This window comes from Bacillus sp. hwrm1, from assembly GCF_040207805.1.
GTDB lineage: Bacteria > Bacillota > Bacilli > Bacillales > Bacillaceae > Bacillus > Bacillus velezensis.
Genome location: NZ_CP157943.1, coordinates 3,620,792 through 3,633,795 on the forward strand (window position 1 = coordinate 3,620,792; position 13,004 = coordinate 3,633,795).

The 13,004-nt window shown below is 42.4% G+C and carries 19 protein-coding genes, 7 tRNA genes and 1 pseudogene; 5 read left to right on the top strand and 22 right to left on the bottom strand.

Going from position 1 to position 13,004, the window contains the following annotated elements:
• Positions 1-18 precede the first annotated feature (18 nt).
• A complete protein-coding gene (locus ABK447_RS18140; RefSeq protein WP_077392003.1) occupies positions 19-573 on the top strand; it encodes a hypothetical protein in 555 nt (184 codons plus the stop codon).
• A 56-nt stretch (positions 574-629) separates the two neighbouring features.
• Here ABK447_RS18140 and helP read toward each other — a convergent pair whose 3' ends face one another.
• The 5 genes and pseudogenes from helP to ABK447_RS18160 form a co-directional block, all read right to left on the bottom strand.
• A complete protein-coding gene (helP, locus tag ABK447_RS18145; protein WP_077392004.1) occupies positions 630-1,010 on the bottom strand; it encodes a helicase processivity factor HelP in 381 nt (126 codons plus the stop codon).
• Between the two features lie 63 nt (positions 1,011-1,073).
• Positions 1,074-1,162: pseudogene (locus ABK447_RS20960) on the bottom strand (hypothetical protein); the annotation flags it as partial.
• 207 nt (positions 1,163-1,369) lie between these two features.
• Positions 1,370-1,630: a hypothetical protein gene (locus tag ABK447_RS18150; RefSeq protein ID WP_077392005.1), complete on the bottom strand. Its 261-nt coding sequence runs from the start codon at positions 1,628-1,630 to the stop codon at positions 1,370-1,372.
• A 50-nt stretch (positions 1,631-1,680) separates the two neighbouring features.
• On the bottom strand, positions 1,681-1,932 hold the full coding sequence (locus tag ABK447_RS18155; protein WP_150941010.1) for a hypothetical protein: 252 nt from the start codon (positions 1,930-1,932) through the stop codon (positions 1,681-1,683).
• The gene (locus tag ABK447_RS18160) at positions 1,898-2,128 is read right to left on the bottom strand and encodes a hypothetical protein (protein ID WP_060560257.1); all 231 of its coding nucleotides are present in this window, start codon (positions 2,126-2,128) and stop codon (positions 1,898-1,900) included. The genes ABK447_RS18155 and ABK447_RS18160 overlap by 35 nt, the downstream gene beginning before the upstream one ends.
• Positions 2,129-2,283: 155 nt before the next feature.
• On the opposite strand from ABK447_RS18160, the gene ABK447_RS18165 reads away from it, so the two are divergent.
• From ABK447_RS18165 to ABK447_RS18175, 3 genes are read left to right on the top strand one after another with little or no spacing between them, the layout of a single operon-like run.
• Complete coding sequence (locus ABK447_RS18165; RefSeq protein ID WP_060560259.1) at positions 2,284-2,664, top strand: helix-turn-helix domain-containing protein; 381 nt, start codon at positions 2,284-2,286, stop codon at positions 2,662-2,664.
• A 20-nt stretch (positions 2,665-2,684) separates the two neighbouring features.
• Positions 2,685-3,200 (top strand): ImmA/IrrE family metallo-endopeptidase, encoded by a 516-nt coding sequence (locus ABK447_RS18170; RefSeq protein ID WP_060560261.1) that lies wholly within the window; start codon positions 2,685-2,687, stop codon positions 3,198-3,200.
• Positions 3,201-3,211: 11 nt separating this feature from the next.
• A complete protein-coding gene (locus ABK447_RS18175) occupies positions 3,212-4,318 on the top strand; it encodes a site-specific integrase (RefSeq protein ID WP_077392008.1) in 1,107 nt (368 codons plus the stop codon).
• A 99-nt stretch (positions 4,319-4,417) separates the two neighbouring features.
• On the opposite strand, the gene ABK447_RS18180 is transcribed toward ABK447_RS18175, so the two are convergent.
• The 8 genes from ABK447_RS18180 to ABK447_RS18215 all read right to left on the bottom strand — a co-directional run bounded on the left by ABK447_RS18180 (position 4,418) and on the right by ABK447_RS18215 (position 5,702).
• Positions 4,418-4,501: transfer RNA gene (locus ABK447_RS18180), tRNA-Leu, on the bottom strand.
• A gap of 68 nt (positions 4,502-4,569) precedes the next feature.
• Positions 4,570-4,651 (bottom strand) — tRNA-Leu (locus ABK447_RS18185).
• An 8-nt stretch (positions 4,652-4,659) separates the two neighbouring features.
• A tRNA-Lys gene (locus ABK447_RS18190) sits at positions 4,660-4,735 on the bottom strand.
• A gap of 33 nt (positions 4,736-4,768) precedes the next feature.
• Positions 4,769-4,843: transfer RNA gene (locus ABK447_RS18195), tRNA-Gln, on the bottom strand.
• A gap of 11 nt (positions 4,844-4,854) precedes the next feature.
• Positions 4,855-4,929 (bottom strand) — tRNA-Glu (locus ABK447_RS18200).
• Between the two features lie 19 nt (positions 4,930-4,948).
• Positions 4,949-5,039, bottom strand: a tRNA-Ser gene (locus tag ABK447_RS18205).
• 3 nt (positions 5,040-5,042) lie between these two features.
• Positions 5,043-5,117 (bottom strand) — tRNA-Asn (locus ABK447_RS18210).
• A 135-nt stretch (positions 5,118-5,252) separates the two neighbouring features.
• Positions 5,253-5,702 (bottom strand): SprT family protein, encoded by a 450-nt coding sequence (locus ABK447_RS18215; protein WP_029326211.1) that lies wholly within the window; start codon positions 5,700-5,702, stop codon positions 5,253-5,255.
• Positions 5,703-5,801: 99 nt separating this feature from the next.
• Between ABK447_RS18215 and cmpA the strand changes: the two genes are divergently transcribed.
• A complete protein-coding gene (gene cmpA / locus ABK447_RS18220) occupies positions 5,802-5,915 on the top strand; it encodes a cortex morphogenetic protein CmpA (RefSeq protein WP_094031523.1) in 114 nt (37 codons plus the stop codon).
• A 9-nt stretch (positions 5,916-5,924) separates the two neighbouring features.
• Here the strand turns inward: cmpA and ABK447_RS18225 are convergent, their stop codons facing one another.
• From ABK447_RS18225 to ABK447_RS18265, 9 genes are all read right to left on the bottom strand, one after another.
• Complete coding sequence (locus ABK447_RS18225; protein WP_094031522.1) at positions 5,925-8,084, bottom strand: Tex family protein; 2,160 nt, start codon at positions 8,082-8,084, stop codon at positions 5,925-5,927.
• A gap of 72 nt (positions 8,085-8,156) precedes the next feature.
• Complete coding sequence (locus ABK447_RS18230; protein WP_007410234.1) at positions 8,157-8,759, bottom strand: PP2C family serine/threonine-protein phosphatase; 603 nt, start codon at positions 8,757-8,759, stop codon at positions 8,157-8,159.
• The gene (gene sigB, locus ABK447_RS18235) at positions 8,759-9,547 is read right to left on the bottom strand and encodes an RNA polymerase sigma factor SigB (RefSeq protein ID WP_003156171.1); all 789 of its coding nucleotides are present in this window, start codon (positions 9,545-9,547) and stop codon (positions 8,759-8,761) included. Before sigB ends, ABK447_RS18230 begins: the two co-directional genes overlap by 1 nt.
• Positions 9,513-9,995, bottom strand: a complete 483-nt coding sequence (rsbW, locus tag ABK447_RS18240) for an anti-sigma B factor RsbW (RefSeq protein ID WP_007609591.1) — start codon at positions 9,993-9,995, stop codon at positions 9,513-9,515. Before rsbW ends, sigB begins: the two co-directional genes overlap by 35 nt.
• A complete protein-coding gene (gene rsbV, locus ABK447_RS18245; protein WP_003156176.1) occupies positions 9,992-10,321 on the bottom strand; it encodes an anti-sigma factor antagonist RsbV in 330 nt (109 codons plus the stop codon). Before rsbV ends, rsbW begins: the two co-directional genes overlap by 4 nt.
• Before the next feature lie 63 nt (positions 10,322-10,384).
• Positions 10,385-11,392: a PP2C family protein-serine/threonine phosphatase gene (locus ABK447_RS18250; protein WP_007410233.1), complete on the bottom strand. Its 1,008-nt coding sequence runs from the start codon at positions 11,390-11,392 to the stop codon at positions 10,385-10,387.
• Positions 11,393-11,403: 11 nt separating this feature from the next.
• On the bottom strand, positions 11,404-11,805 hold the full coding sequence (locus tag ABK447_RS18255) for an anti-sigma regulatory factor (RefSeq protein ID WP_003156178.1): 402 nt from the start codon (positions 11,803-11,805) through the stop codon (positions 11,404-11,406).
• Between the two features lie 2 nt (positions 11,806-11,807).
• Entirely contained in the window at positions 11,808-12,173 is a 366-nt protein-coding gene (rsbS, locus tag ABK447_RS18260) for an RsbT antagonist protein RsbS (RefSeq protein WP_003156180.1), read from the bottom strand.
• A 4-nt stretch (positions 12,174-12,177) separates the two neighbouring features.
• Positions 12,178-12,999: an STAS domain-containing protein gene (locus ABK447_RS18265; protein WP_033575045.1), complete on the bottom strand. Its 822-nt coding sequence runs from the start codon at positions 12,997-12,999 to the stop codon at positions 12,178-12,180.
• Positions 13,000-13,004 lie beyond the last annotated feature (5 nt).

Sequence of the window (13,004 nt, forward strand, 5' to 3'; positions counted from 1 at the left end):
TTTGAAAGGGAATATTATATGTTTGATAAACTTATAGGATTTTATTTCAAATTTTCAATTTACTTAACCCATCTTCTTTTGTTTAGTATTATCTTGGCTTCCTTTCACCCCCAAGTTTTCATACACTTTTTTAATGCACTTATAAAATTTATTCCAGTATCAATTATTAACTATTTTGCAGAAAAAAATATAGATCAGACTGATGTATTTTACGTTTTCACCATCGTTTCAGCTATTTCAGGGATAGGAATTATTTGGAGATATTTTTTCCCTAGAAATTATATTAGAAAAATGAGAGAAGTCGGTTTAGACATAAAAGAGTATCCATCATTTCATATGGCTTCAATTCATAATAAAAGTTCTGAGTTAACTACTCTTTTCCTACTCAGTATTACTTTGTTTATACAAACAAATGTTACATCATTTTCACCTTTTAAAGATTTAATATTAAATTTACTTAAGAATGCTCCGTTTGTTTTTCTTTTCTGTTGCATCGGTATAGGAGGAGCTATTCTTAATTGCGTTAATTTAATCATGTCTGGTTTTGGAACTATTATTGACGAGAAAGATTAACCTTAATTCTGAGAAATAGCGTGCCCATTTTCAACTATGAGCACGCTGTTTTTTATTTATTTCTTATCATTCCCGCCAGTTGCCGCCGCAGGTTTTACAGAAGAGCTGCCCTTAACAACAATATCATCAGCTTCAAGTTTCCACATTACATTGGCAAAGGTTGAATCCCTTTGACTAGTTGCCATAGCGCTGATTTTAGGATTTTTCAACTCAACATCAGCAAAAGCAGGGATTTCTTTTGCTCCAGCATACTCAGGAATAGTTACCTCAATTTGACCACCTTGAACAGCACTAGCAATGTTATAAATTCGTGATTCCAGTACGTCAGTACGCTTATTATTTTCCCGATCATACACATATCTTTCTCTGTTGAGTCCCATGTACTTCATTTCTCCAAAAGTCATATTGATGTCTGGCACGATAAAATTTAAATTCATTTTTTTACATCTCCATTCCGTTATTTTTATTCGGTTATTTCAATTTCAATTTTATATTCAAAGATTCGCTCCGGTGTCTCCATCGTGGCGCTTGTCAGTCGCTAACGGAAAATTCCTTCATGGCGACCTAGTAGGCTATTTATAGCCATCAGGCTGATTACACAGCCATGCCGCACGCTTATTCTAGCCTGCTACAGCATTTAAAGTGATTGCTGTTCATCACTCAAATACTCACGCATGACTTTTCATCAAAAATGCCCTATAATAAAATTGTTGAGGTTTTATTGCGGGCGTTCTTGATGGTAATCATCAAGGCGCTTTCTTTGTCTGTATGTAATTTTCAAAGAGCACAATCCTTTCTAATGGCATTTTTCGTACAATTCATCATTGTACAAGACGAACACTCGGTTATCTTTCTTGCCTGTCGGTTCAACCGACCATATGCACCACCAATGCCATCCTTCAAGCTGTTTTGACACTTCCACATTGGCTAAATCATAAGTTGGTGCTTCCACTACATAAGATTCAGAAATCACATAATCAGCAAAATGTTCAAAATTCTTGTCAGCTTCTAAGGCTTCAATATCCATAACAATCGTCGCATTCACTTTTACTTTCATCGCATTCCCCCTCTCAATTTTTCCAACAATACCGATAGTGGTGTATGACTTCACACTATAAGCCTTTGTTGAAGTGCAGAAAGATCTTTTCTGCCGATACCGTAATTCTTACAAATGCGCCGGTACGATACTCCTCTTTGTAGAAGCTCAGTAACATTCGCAGGTGTCAGAGGAAGGTTTAAATAATAATCTGTGATTACCAAATTAAGAGCAATCTTCATTCGTGCCGTCCAATGGCCTTCCATTCTCCTGGCTAGTGGCACAGCTTTACGCATAAATGATTGAGTTTGAAATTGATTCATTTTGAACACCCTGTTCTTGTGATCTGCTTCTGTAACAATATCTTTCTTCAAACTTTGAACGGTTGACCTTACCTTGAATAACCATGTAACCGTCATTCTTCATTTCAGTGTTTAAAACCCTAATGATTTCATATGCTTTGGCTTGCTTCACACCTAAAATTCTTTGAATGTCTTTTGCAGTAAGGAATTCACTCAATTTTCCCACCCCCAAGAAAATGCGTATAATCATTAACTAACTCTATAATAAATGCTCATGCGCATAATGTCAACCAAAAAAATGCAAAATACGCATATTTACTTTTAAAAAAATATGACTAATTGTAATATAAAAATAAAAATGAGGGCTAAATAATGAGTTTTGGTCATAATTTAAAAACTTTAAGAAAACAAAAAGGATTAACCCAAAAACAACTTGCTGAAAAGTTATTTTTAAGTCAGAGTTCAATAACAAGGTTTGAAAAGGATGAAATCCTACCAACAAGCGAAACTTTGAATAAAATAGCAAATTTCTTTGATGTGTCCATTGATTATTTATTAAACAGACCTCAACTTGAAAAGAAAAACAGTAATCTTGAGAAGGCTTTTAACGAAGCCATTAAAGAACTCAAAGATGAAGAAACGCTTCTTTTTATGAAAGACGGAGATATTGATGAAGAGACAGCCGAGTTAATAAAAAAGGCTTTAAAGAATGGAGTCCGATTTATAAATGAAATGAAACGTAAAGACAAATAATAATTAATATTGAAAGAGTGATGGTTATTTATACAACAAAAAGCATCAAACACAAAGCTCAAAAAGTCATAAGAGAACATAAAACAAATAATGTATCAACTATATGCAAAAATCTTAACATTTCACGCTTAGAAGGTAATCTAGGCAACGTTAATGGATTTCTTCAGTATTTTGAAGATGAAGACGAATACCTCATTCATATTAATGAGAATGCTTCTTGCAGGAATTTTGTAATTGCCCATGAATTAGGGCATTTTTTCCTCCATAAGAAATTAAACTCTTTTAAATTATCTAATTGTTCAGTCATGTTGGAAGAAAAATTAGAACAGCAAGCTAACATTTTTGCTTCTGAGCTTCTAGTCACAGACAAGATGATTCTTGAAGCAGGCTTAAACCTCAAAGGATGCTCGCTAAACAAGATTGCATCTTACTTTAAAGTACCTCCCTTTATCATTAAATACAAGCTTGACCAGATGAAATTCTCACCTCCACAATCATTTAATTTTGATGAATTTAATTTAATAACGCAGCGGTAAGGAGCAGAGGAATGTCAATAAGAAAAACAAAGGATGGAAGATATAGAATTGATGTGAGCCTTGGCTTTGATCCTGTTACAGGCAAACGCAAGAGAAAAACAATGACACTAAAAACAAAAAAACAAGCAGAAGAAATGTACCATGCAATTAAGAAAGCAAATAGTGATGGTTTATTGACCAGCTATAAGGAAGTAAGTTTTCCAACGTTAGTTAGCATTTATCTTGAGCAATGTAAGCTTCATCATAAGCCAAATTACTTCAATATAGAAAAATACACGATTGAAAAACATATCCTCCCCCATTTTGAAAACTGCATTGTAAAAAAAGTAACTCATAATGAGATTCAAGACTTTCAAAGATTACTTATCAAAAAAGGACTTGAGAACAAGACAATAAATAATACGATGATTATCCTAAGTAAGATTTTCGATATAGGGATAGTGGAAGATGTTTTGATCAAGAATCCTTGTGCAAAAGTAAAAAATTTAAGTGTCGAAAAAAAACAAATGAAGTTTTGGACTCCTGATCAATTCAAAGAATTTATTAATCTCATCAGTAATAACGAGTTTATATTCAAAGTGTTTTATACTACTGATTATTTAACAGGAATGCGTTTAGGTGAGATTTTAGCACTCCAATGGAAAGACTTAGACAATTTCAGAAGAGAAATCAATGTATACAAAGCAATAACGTACATCAACCAAGAATACATTATTACTCCACCAAAAACCAAAAACTCAATTCGCAGAATAAGTATCAATTCAAAACTTATAGCACTGCTAGATCAGTGGAAGCAAAAACAAAAAGAAATTTTTGATGGATTAGGAATTAAACAAACAGAGGGATCCTATATGTTTCAGTACAAAGATAGACCGCCTACAAAGGATATTTTCAGCAGAAAGATAAAACAGATATGTAAAAGAGGAAATATTGAACCTATTCGTTTTCATGATTTGAGACACTCACACGTCGCTTTGCTTATCAACCAAGGCGAAGATTATCTAGTGATAAAAGAACGACTGGGACATGGTTCAGTTGCCTTTACAATGAACACCTATGGACATCTTTTTCCTAATAAGCAGAAGGAAACTGCCGACCGTTTGGACAACTTACTTTAAGTAACTGGTGAGTTTTGGTGAGCAAGTCCTTTTTAAAGGCCGTATTTTCAGCATAAAAAAATAATACCAAAGGTGATTAAACCCTTGGTATCATTGAGATGCGGCCGAGAGGACTTGAACCTCCACGGGTTATTCACCCACTAGGCCCTCAACCTAGCGCGTCTGCCATTCCGCCACGACCGCGTGCTATGAAGCTGTCTTTCCACTAAGCATATAAGCTAGTGATGATGATCAGCACTTTGAAAATAAAGTGCGGGTGAAGGGACTCGAACCCCCACGTCGTAAGACACTAGATCCTAAGTCTAGCGCGTCTGCCAATTCCGCCACACCCGCGTGACAAGTGGTGAGCCATGAAGGACTCGAACCTTCGACCCTCTGATTAAAAGTCAGATGCTCTACCAACTGAGCTAATGGCTCGCTCTAAAAGTGATTCAAAATTTTTAAATAAAATGGCTGGGCTAGCTGGATTCGAACCAACGCATGACGGAGTCAAAGTCCGTTGCCTTACCGCTTGGCTATAGCCCAACGAAGGTAAATGGTGACCCGTACGGGATTCGAACCCGTGTTACCGCCGTGAAAGGGCGGTGTCTTAACCGCTTGACCAACGGGCCGTCTGGTTGAGAACTTATCTGGCGGAGAAGGAGGGATTTGAACCCTCGCGCCGCTTACGCGACCTACACCCTTAGCAGGGGCGCCTCTTCAGCCACTTGAGTACTTCTCCATATGGCTCCACAGGCAGGATTCGAACCTGCGACCGATCGGTTAACAGCCGATAGCTCTACCACTGAGCTACTGTGGAATAATCAGACTTTCTTTATTATAAATGATGCGACATATTGTGTCAAGAAGCAACATTTATTTTTTTAAGAAAGTGTCGTTGTCTCTCAACGACTTTTATAATTTAACATAGAACATTAAAATGAGTCAAGCCTTTTTAAAAAATTCTTTTGATTTTCCCTCTGCATTTTCCACAGGCATATCTTTCCGGGTTCATTGCCCGCTTCTTTATATACTGTTGGCCGCAAGCCGCGCATCTATACATATATGTTTTCTTTTGTGGCTTTTTGGTTTGCAGCGGCGTGCAGAATCTCGGCGCTCCGACTTTCTGAAGCAGTTCTCTGAAGTCCTTGTCTCTGTGCTTGTACCCTTTTCCTTCAAGATGAAGATGATAATGGCACAGCTCGTGTTTAATGATGCCTTCCAGCTCGCTCTGCCCGTGTTCGAGAAGATATTTTCGGTTTAATTCGATGTTATGGGAAGACAGCATGTAGCGGCCGCCTGTCGTTTTCAGCCGGTCATTGAAAAAGGCCCGGTGACGGAACGGTTTTCCGAAATCCTGTGCAGAGATGTCTTCCGTCAGCTTTTGAAGTTGTTCGTTATCCATAAGTGCACCCCGCTTTAAAAACATTGAACGGGACAATTCACCGTTCGCATACAATGAGTTAAAACCGACCTCTAACTAAAAGCTGAGGAGGAATGAGCCATGCCGAATTGGCTGATGAAACAAATGCAACAAGCGTTTTTAGAAAAGGACAATTACCAAATCAAACTGCTGAATCAGTGCTGGTATTTCTACAGAAAAAAACACTGCTCGTAAGCAGTGCTTTTATTTTACCATAGACAGCGACACTCTGCCTTTTTGCACGTCCACCCCTTCGACCCATACGGTGACGATGTCTCCGACCGATACGACGTCGAGAGGATGTTTGACGTATTGATTGCTCAGTTTTGAAATGTGCACAAGCCCGTCCTGTTTGACGCCGATATCGACGAAAGCGCCGAAGTCTACAACGTTGCGGACGGTGCCCTGCAATTCCATTCCTTCCTTTAAATCCTCAAGCTGCAGAACGTCTTTTTTCAGCAAAGGCTTCGGCACTTCGTCACGAGGATCTCGCTCCGGCCTTGTCAGCTGCCCGCAAATATCCGCAAGTGTAATTTCCCCTATACCGAGCTCTTCAGCCGTTTCCGACAGCGGCAATGCGCTTATTTTCTCTTTTACGTCCGCGCTTCCGATCTGATCCGCAGTGAGCTGCAGTTTTTTGAGCAGCGCCTTTGTCTCTTTATAGCTTTCCGGGTGTATCCCGGTGCGGTCGAGCGGCTCCCGTCCTCCGGGCACTCTCAAAAAGCCGATGCACTGTTCATATGTTTTTGCGCCGAGACGCGGGATTTCTTTCAGCTCTTTGCGGTTTGTGAATTTGCCGAGCTCTTCCCTTTTTTTGACGATATTACCGGCAACGGTTTTGGATAACCCGGCTACATATTGAAGCAGCGCGGCTGATGCTGTATTGACATTCACCCCGACTTGGTTGACGACGGTCTCCACGACAAAACGGAGTGATTCATTTAAATGCTTTTGGCTGACATCATGCTGGTATTGCCCGACGCCGACGGATTTAGGATCAATTTTTACAAGCTCGGCCAGCGGGTCCTGCAACCTCCGCGCGATGGAGACGGCGCTGCGCTCTTCGACCTGAAAATCCGGAAATTCTTCACGGGCGATTTCTGACGCGGAATACACGCTTGCTCCGGCCTCATTGACGATGACATAATAAATGTCACGCTCTGTTTCTTTCAGCACATCAACGACGAATTGCTCTGTCTCCCGTGATGCCGTGCCGTTTCCGATCGCCACAACCTCGACTTCGTACCGATCCAGCAATCGTTTGATTTTTTTCTGTGCTTCCGCTGTCTTTTTTACGGGAGCGTGCGGATAAATGACGTCGATTTTCAGCACTTTTCCCGTCTCATCAACGACTGCCAGTTTGCACCCCGTACGGAAGGCCGGATCGACGCCGAGCACGACTTTTCCCTTCATCGGCGGCTGCAGCAGGAGCTTACGCAGGTTTTCAGCGAAAATATGAATCGCCTGCGCGTCTGCTTTTTCTGACAGCTCTTTGCGGATATCGCGCTCAATAGCCGGCTGGATCAGACGTTTGTAACTGTCCTCAATGGCCTCTTTCAACGTTTCTTTCACAGGCGTTTCACGGTGTTTGATAATTTGCTTTTCTAAATAAGCTTTTATCTGATCGGCGGGCGGTTCGATCGCAATCTTTAAAATGCCTTCTTTTTCACCGCGGTTCATCGCAAGCACTCTGTGAGGAACGACCTTTTGGATCGGCTCTTCGTACTCGTAGTACATTTCATAGACGTTTTTCTCGTCATCTGCGGCTGACTTGCCTGCCGCGGAAGTGAGAATTCCTTTTTTATACGTTTCCTGGCGAATCCACTTTCTGAAATGAGGGTCATCCGAGATTTGTTCGGCTATGATGTGCTTCGCGCCTTCAATGGCTTCCTCTCTTGAAGCGACTTCTTTTTCTGCACTGATATATTGATCAGCGATGTCGTGAAGGCGGTTTTCTTTCGGGAGAGAAAGAATATAGTCCGCAAGCGGTTCAAGGCCTTTGCTTTTGGCGACGGTGGCTTTTGTTTTCCGTTTTTGTTTGAAGGGACGGTATAAATCCTCGACTTCCTGAAGCTTAACCGCTTGTTCGATTTTTTGCTTCAGCCCTACCGTCAGCTTGTCCTGCTCAGAGATCAATCTGATGACTTCTTCTTTCCGCTGCGTCAGGTTTTGTATGTATTGCCACCGCTCGGAGATTGCCTGAATCTGCACCTCGTCCATTGAGCCGGTCTGCTCTTTTCGGTACCGCGCAATAAACGGGACGGTATTGCCGTCTTCCAGCAGGCGGATGACACTTTCGACATGTTTTTGGGATAACGCTGTTTCTTCAGCAATTTGTTTTTTCAAAAGGGCTAACGTTTCCATATCACAAAAGCCTCCATCTCTTCATTCTTTCTCTAGTGTATCAAAAAACGGCGGAACATAAAAAAAGCAGCCTTACGATAAAAGCTGCCCTAGAATATAGGTCAAATCATCACGTCTGGATGTTGTGTACGGATGAAGTGATTTTGATATATCTTCTATTGAGTGTCCCTGCTTTAAGCAGGTGCGGATATGCGGAACCTCAAGCCCATCCGTGTAGATGATGAACCTCGCCCCTTTTTCGTATGATGACGTATACGTTTTGTATCTTTGCGGTTTGCCTGAGAGGTAACCCGAAATCGGCAGCGGATGAAAGACTTCGCCTGATGGGGAGTGCAGGAAGAAACGGACGTTGCCGATCGAGCAGTATGTCAATTCCCTTTTGATGAAATTGATTTTTAAGATGGAGGCAGTCGCCCCTCTTTTGTTTTTCATCGCTTGATTGCAGCGCTCAATGATGCTTTCCACATCCTCATCCGCATACGTTTCCACGATATCTTTAATGGCTGACGAGGATTCGTTGGCAAGAGATCCGCTGCCGAGACCGTCCGCTACCGCGCAAACTAATTCTTCTTCATTCGCCTTCATAAAAAAGCTGTCGCCGCATATGGACTTGCCTTCTTTATTTAATTGGTATACAAGAGTTTGAACATGTTCATTTTCTTCAACCTGAATCATTACATTAGCTCCATGGAGGGATCTCCAATCAAGGCCTCTCTCAGTTTTTTCACCGCTTTCCGCTGCAGGCGCGAGACGTGCATTTGAGATATTCCGAGAATGTCCCCTGTTTCTTTTTGGCTTTTATTTTGCACAAATGTTAGATCGATAATCTGTTTTTCGCGGTCGGACAGCACATGAAGCACGCTTTTGATCATCATCTGCTGGTTGACGCGTTCGTATCCTTCCTCCTGCGACCCGACGATATCTAAAATCGTGACGGTGCTTCCGTCCGCATCCGCTTCGATGCTGTGATCGACAGACAGCGCCTGATAGCTTTTTCCCATCTCCATCGTTTCAAGCACTTCCTCTTCTGACACATCGAGAAAGGCTGCGATTTCTTCGACTTTCGGCGACCGCTGCGTCTCTGTCGTCAGCTGATCCACCGCCATTTTAATGCGCGGCCCGAGTTCTTTAATCCGTCTCGGGACGTGTACGCTCCATGTTTTATCTCTGAGGAAGCGTTTGATCTCGCCGATGATGGTCGGAATCGCAAATGCTTCAAAGGATTTGCCGACCTCGGGATCATACCGTTTAATGGCTCCGAGAAGTCCGATCATCCCGACCTGGCGGAGGTCTTCATGAAAGCTTTTTCCTTTTGAATATTTCTTTGCCAGCATTTCGACGAGATTGGTATACACCTCGACGAGTGTTTCCTGGGCTTCTTTATTATCATGTGTTTGAAAGTCGCGTATGAGCCGATCAACTTCATCTTTAGTTAGTTTCGTAGTTTTTGATGGTTGTGCCATGATCAACTCGCTCCCCATTTAAATACTTTGTCATCGCCACGGTTACGCCAGAGTTGCTTTGAACTTTGACTTCATCCATGAGCGTTTCCATTAAATACAGACCGAGCCCTCCTTCTGACAATTGATCGACTGTGTGCGAAGGTGTGTACGGCCCGAGATCCTGCTGCTTCTGATCAAAATCAAAGCTGTCTCCCTGATCGGCGACAATAACCTCCAGCCGATCCTCAAACACACCGAACCGCACGGATACTTCTCCCTTATTTTCATCGTTGTATGCATGCTGGACAGCGTTTGTACAAGCTTCGCTGACAGCGATTTTTAAATCTTCAATGTCATCATAAGTATAGCCCATTCTGCTTGCGACCCCTGATAACGTAAGCCTGACGATTCCTACATATTCCGGTTCGGCCGGAATTTTCATCTCTATATAATCAACTGATGTACTCATTGCACGCCACCTTCTGACTTTGCCGAAATGTCGATGATGTCCTTAAGCCCCGTAATTTCAAACAGACGGACGAGCCGGTCGGAAAGATTCTCAAGCTTGAGAGAGCCGCCTTCCTTGCTCACCGTTTTAAACACGCCTACAAAAACGCCTAAACCCGTACTGTCCATATAATTTACATCTTTTAAGCAGATTCTCATGTCCTTCCCCTCGTTTGCCAGGGGCATCAGCTTTTCACGAACCACCGGAGCTGAGTATACATCGATTTCTCCAGCGATATTGATTTGTATATCTGAAAGATTCTCCTTCATATCTACCGTTAAATTCATCGTATCACCTCTGAAAGTTATCCTTACTCGTGCTAATGGCTTTTTACCCGTGCTGCTGTTTTTTTAAACCTTTCTTTTCAAAACAATTAACGTAAAATCGTCATGAAGCTGAAAGTCCTGGAGTCTCAGCAGGCTGTCGTAAATGTTTTTGACCATATCCTGCGCGGAGCAGTCCATATGTTCTTCCAGCATGCGCTGAATGTCACTGCGTTCTAAGAAACCGTTTTCGGTACGGCATTCGGTGACGCCGTCAGAAAAAAGAACGATCATGTCTCCTTCGTCCATGTGCTGTTCATATTGGCTGTAATCAAAATCCTGAGAAATTCCCAGCACCAATCCTTTTGCCTCCAGATCATAAAACTTTTTTTCTTTTTCAGAGTAGTAGAAGCCCGGTTCATGCCCCGCAGAGGCATATGTAAATTGGTGATTTTTCGTATTGTAGTTTGCGTAAAACATGGTGATAAACATGCTTGAGTCCACGTTCTGTTCTACAACGCGGTTAAGATTTTTCAGCACTTGGGAGGGGTGAATGCCGATCTCCGGAAGAGAGTCCATGGCATACTTGATCATCGACATGCACAATGCGGCGGGTATTCCTTTTCCGATGACATCGGCTATCGCGATGTTAATCGATTCCTTGTCTTTGACAAAGTGATAATAATCCCCGCTCATCTGTTTGGCGGGGACGCTGATCGCCCCGATATCCAGATCTTCTTCTTCAGGAATTTTTGTGCCAAGCAGCGTCTGCTGAACATTTGCGGCAATTTCAATTTCTGAACGAAGCTCCTGCTGGATATCTCTCAGACTTTGATGTTCCTGATAAGCCATCCCGTAGCCAATCATGACTTCTATTAAAAAATCCAGCGAATGAAAAACATCTTCCGGCAGATCCGGATACAGTTCCTTTACTACTTTTCGGTGGATACTGATAATCTCCTCCGGAGGAACCTGATGTTCAATCGTTTTTCGGCTGAATTTTTGGGCTTGATATAAAGATGTTTCTGTTAATTCGGCTATATATCGGCTAAGCAGCTGATGATACCGCTGCTCTATAACCTCCCTGAAATCCACGTTCTAACCTCCTACCGAAGCCATTTCACGGCTTGAATCTCTGTTCCTTCCTCTGCAACAGATTGCAGGCTGAATTCGTCCATCAGCCTTTTGACGCCCGGAAGTCCCGCTCCCAGTCCGCCTGACGTTGAAAAGCCGTCTTCCATCACTTTACGGATGTCGGGGATTCCGGGTCCTTTGTCTTCTGCTATAATTTTAAGGCCTTTTTTCCCTCTGTCGTTTACTTGTTCTATGCTGACCTGGCCTTTGCCTGCATATAAGTAAATGTTTCTGGCCAATTCTGAGATAGCCGTCGTGATTCTGGCCTGGTCCACCGTGCCGAAGCCTAATTCCTTCGCAACGTTGCGGCCAAGCTGTCTAGCGGCTACGATATCCCATTCTGTCATGATTTTCACACAGGATTGGTCGTTCATCGCTATTCCCCCAATTCCCGCTTCAATGTCTCAAGCCCTTGCTCTAAATCGAGCGCCGTTTCAATTTCCTCAAGTGAGATTCCGAGTTCAATCAATGTGACCGCCACAGCCGGCTGAATTCCCGTCAATACGACCTTTGCGCCCATCAATTTAGACATGGTGATGACATCGCCGAGCACTTTCGCGATAAATGAATCGATCATGTCAACGGATGTCAGGTCAATGACGACCCCGTTTGCGCCGGTTTCATAGATTTTGTTCAGCAGATCTTCTTGAAAATGCAAAGCTGTCTGGTCGTCAAGTTCCCATTGGATGGATACCAATAAGCAGTTATACAGTTTCAGGATCGGGATTTTTGGATGTCTCACAATGTTATTCCCCCAATGAAACGATTTTTCGATTTGTCATTTCAAGCGCTGTTTGAATTCCTTTTTGAAGGGTATTCTTCGTAATAACCTGCGACAAATCAATTCCCAGATTAACGATCGTCTGCGCGATTTCCGGACGGATTCCGACGAGCAGGCATTTCGCGCCGACAAGCCGCACCGCTTCTGATGCCTGAATAATATGGTGCGCCACCATCGTATCAACGACCGGCACGCCCGTGATATCAATTAATACAACCTGTGAACGGTGCTTCACGACGCCGTTTAACAGATTTTCCATAATGTGCTTTGCACGCTCCGTATCAATCGTCCCGACAAGCGGCATGACCGTTACATGCTCAAATACCGGGATCAGCGGAGCGGACAGTTCCTGAAGCGCGATTTTTTGCAAAGTAACCGTTTTTTCCCATGAGATAGAATACTGATTTAAGATTTCCGTGTTGATCGGACTGAAAAAGCTGTCTATCTCCAATATCAATTCCGCTCTGTCCTGATCGGCCATATTAAGGTCGACCATCGTTTCGTAAAGCAGCTTCCAAAACTCTGACAGGGTGGCTGAAAGAAGTTTCAGTGACAGGCCGAGCTGAACGGCGCGCAGTGCGAGGTCGCTGATCTGCTCTTCCGCAGCCTCGTCATTTTTAGTCGATAATAAAAGAATGTCTATATAGTCTTTACAAATATTTTCACATATGTGATTCGTAAGCTGATAGTCTTCCTGATTGCCTACTTCTTTTAGTTTGGCTGTCCAAGTATCAAGCAGTTCATCATGCTGATCAATGATAAACTGATACACTTTCTGATTCGACATGGGTT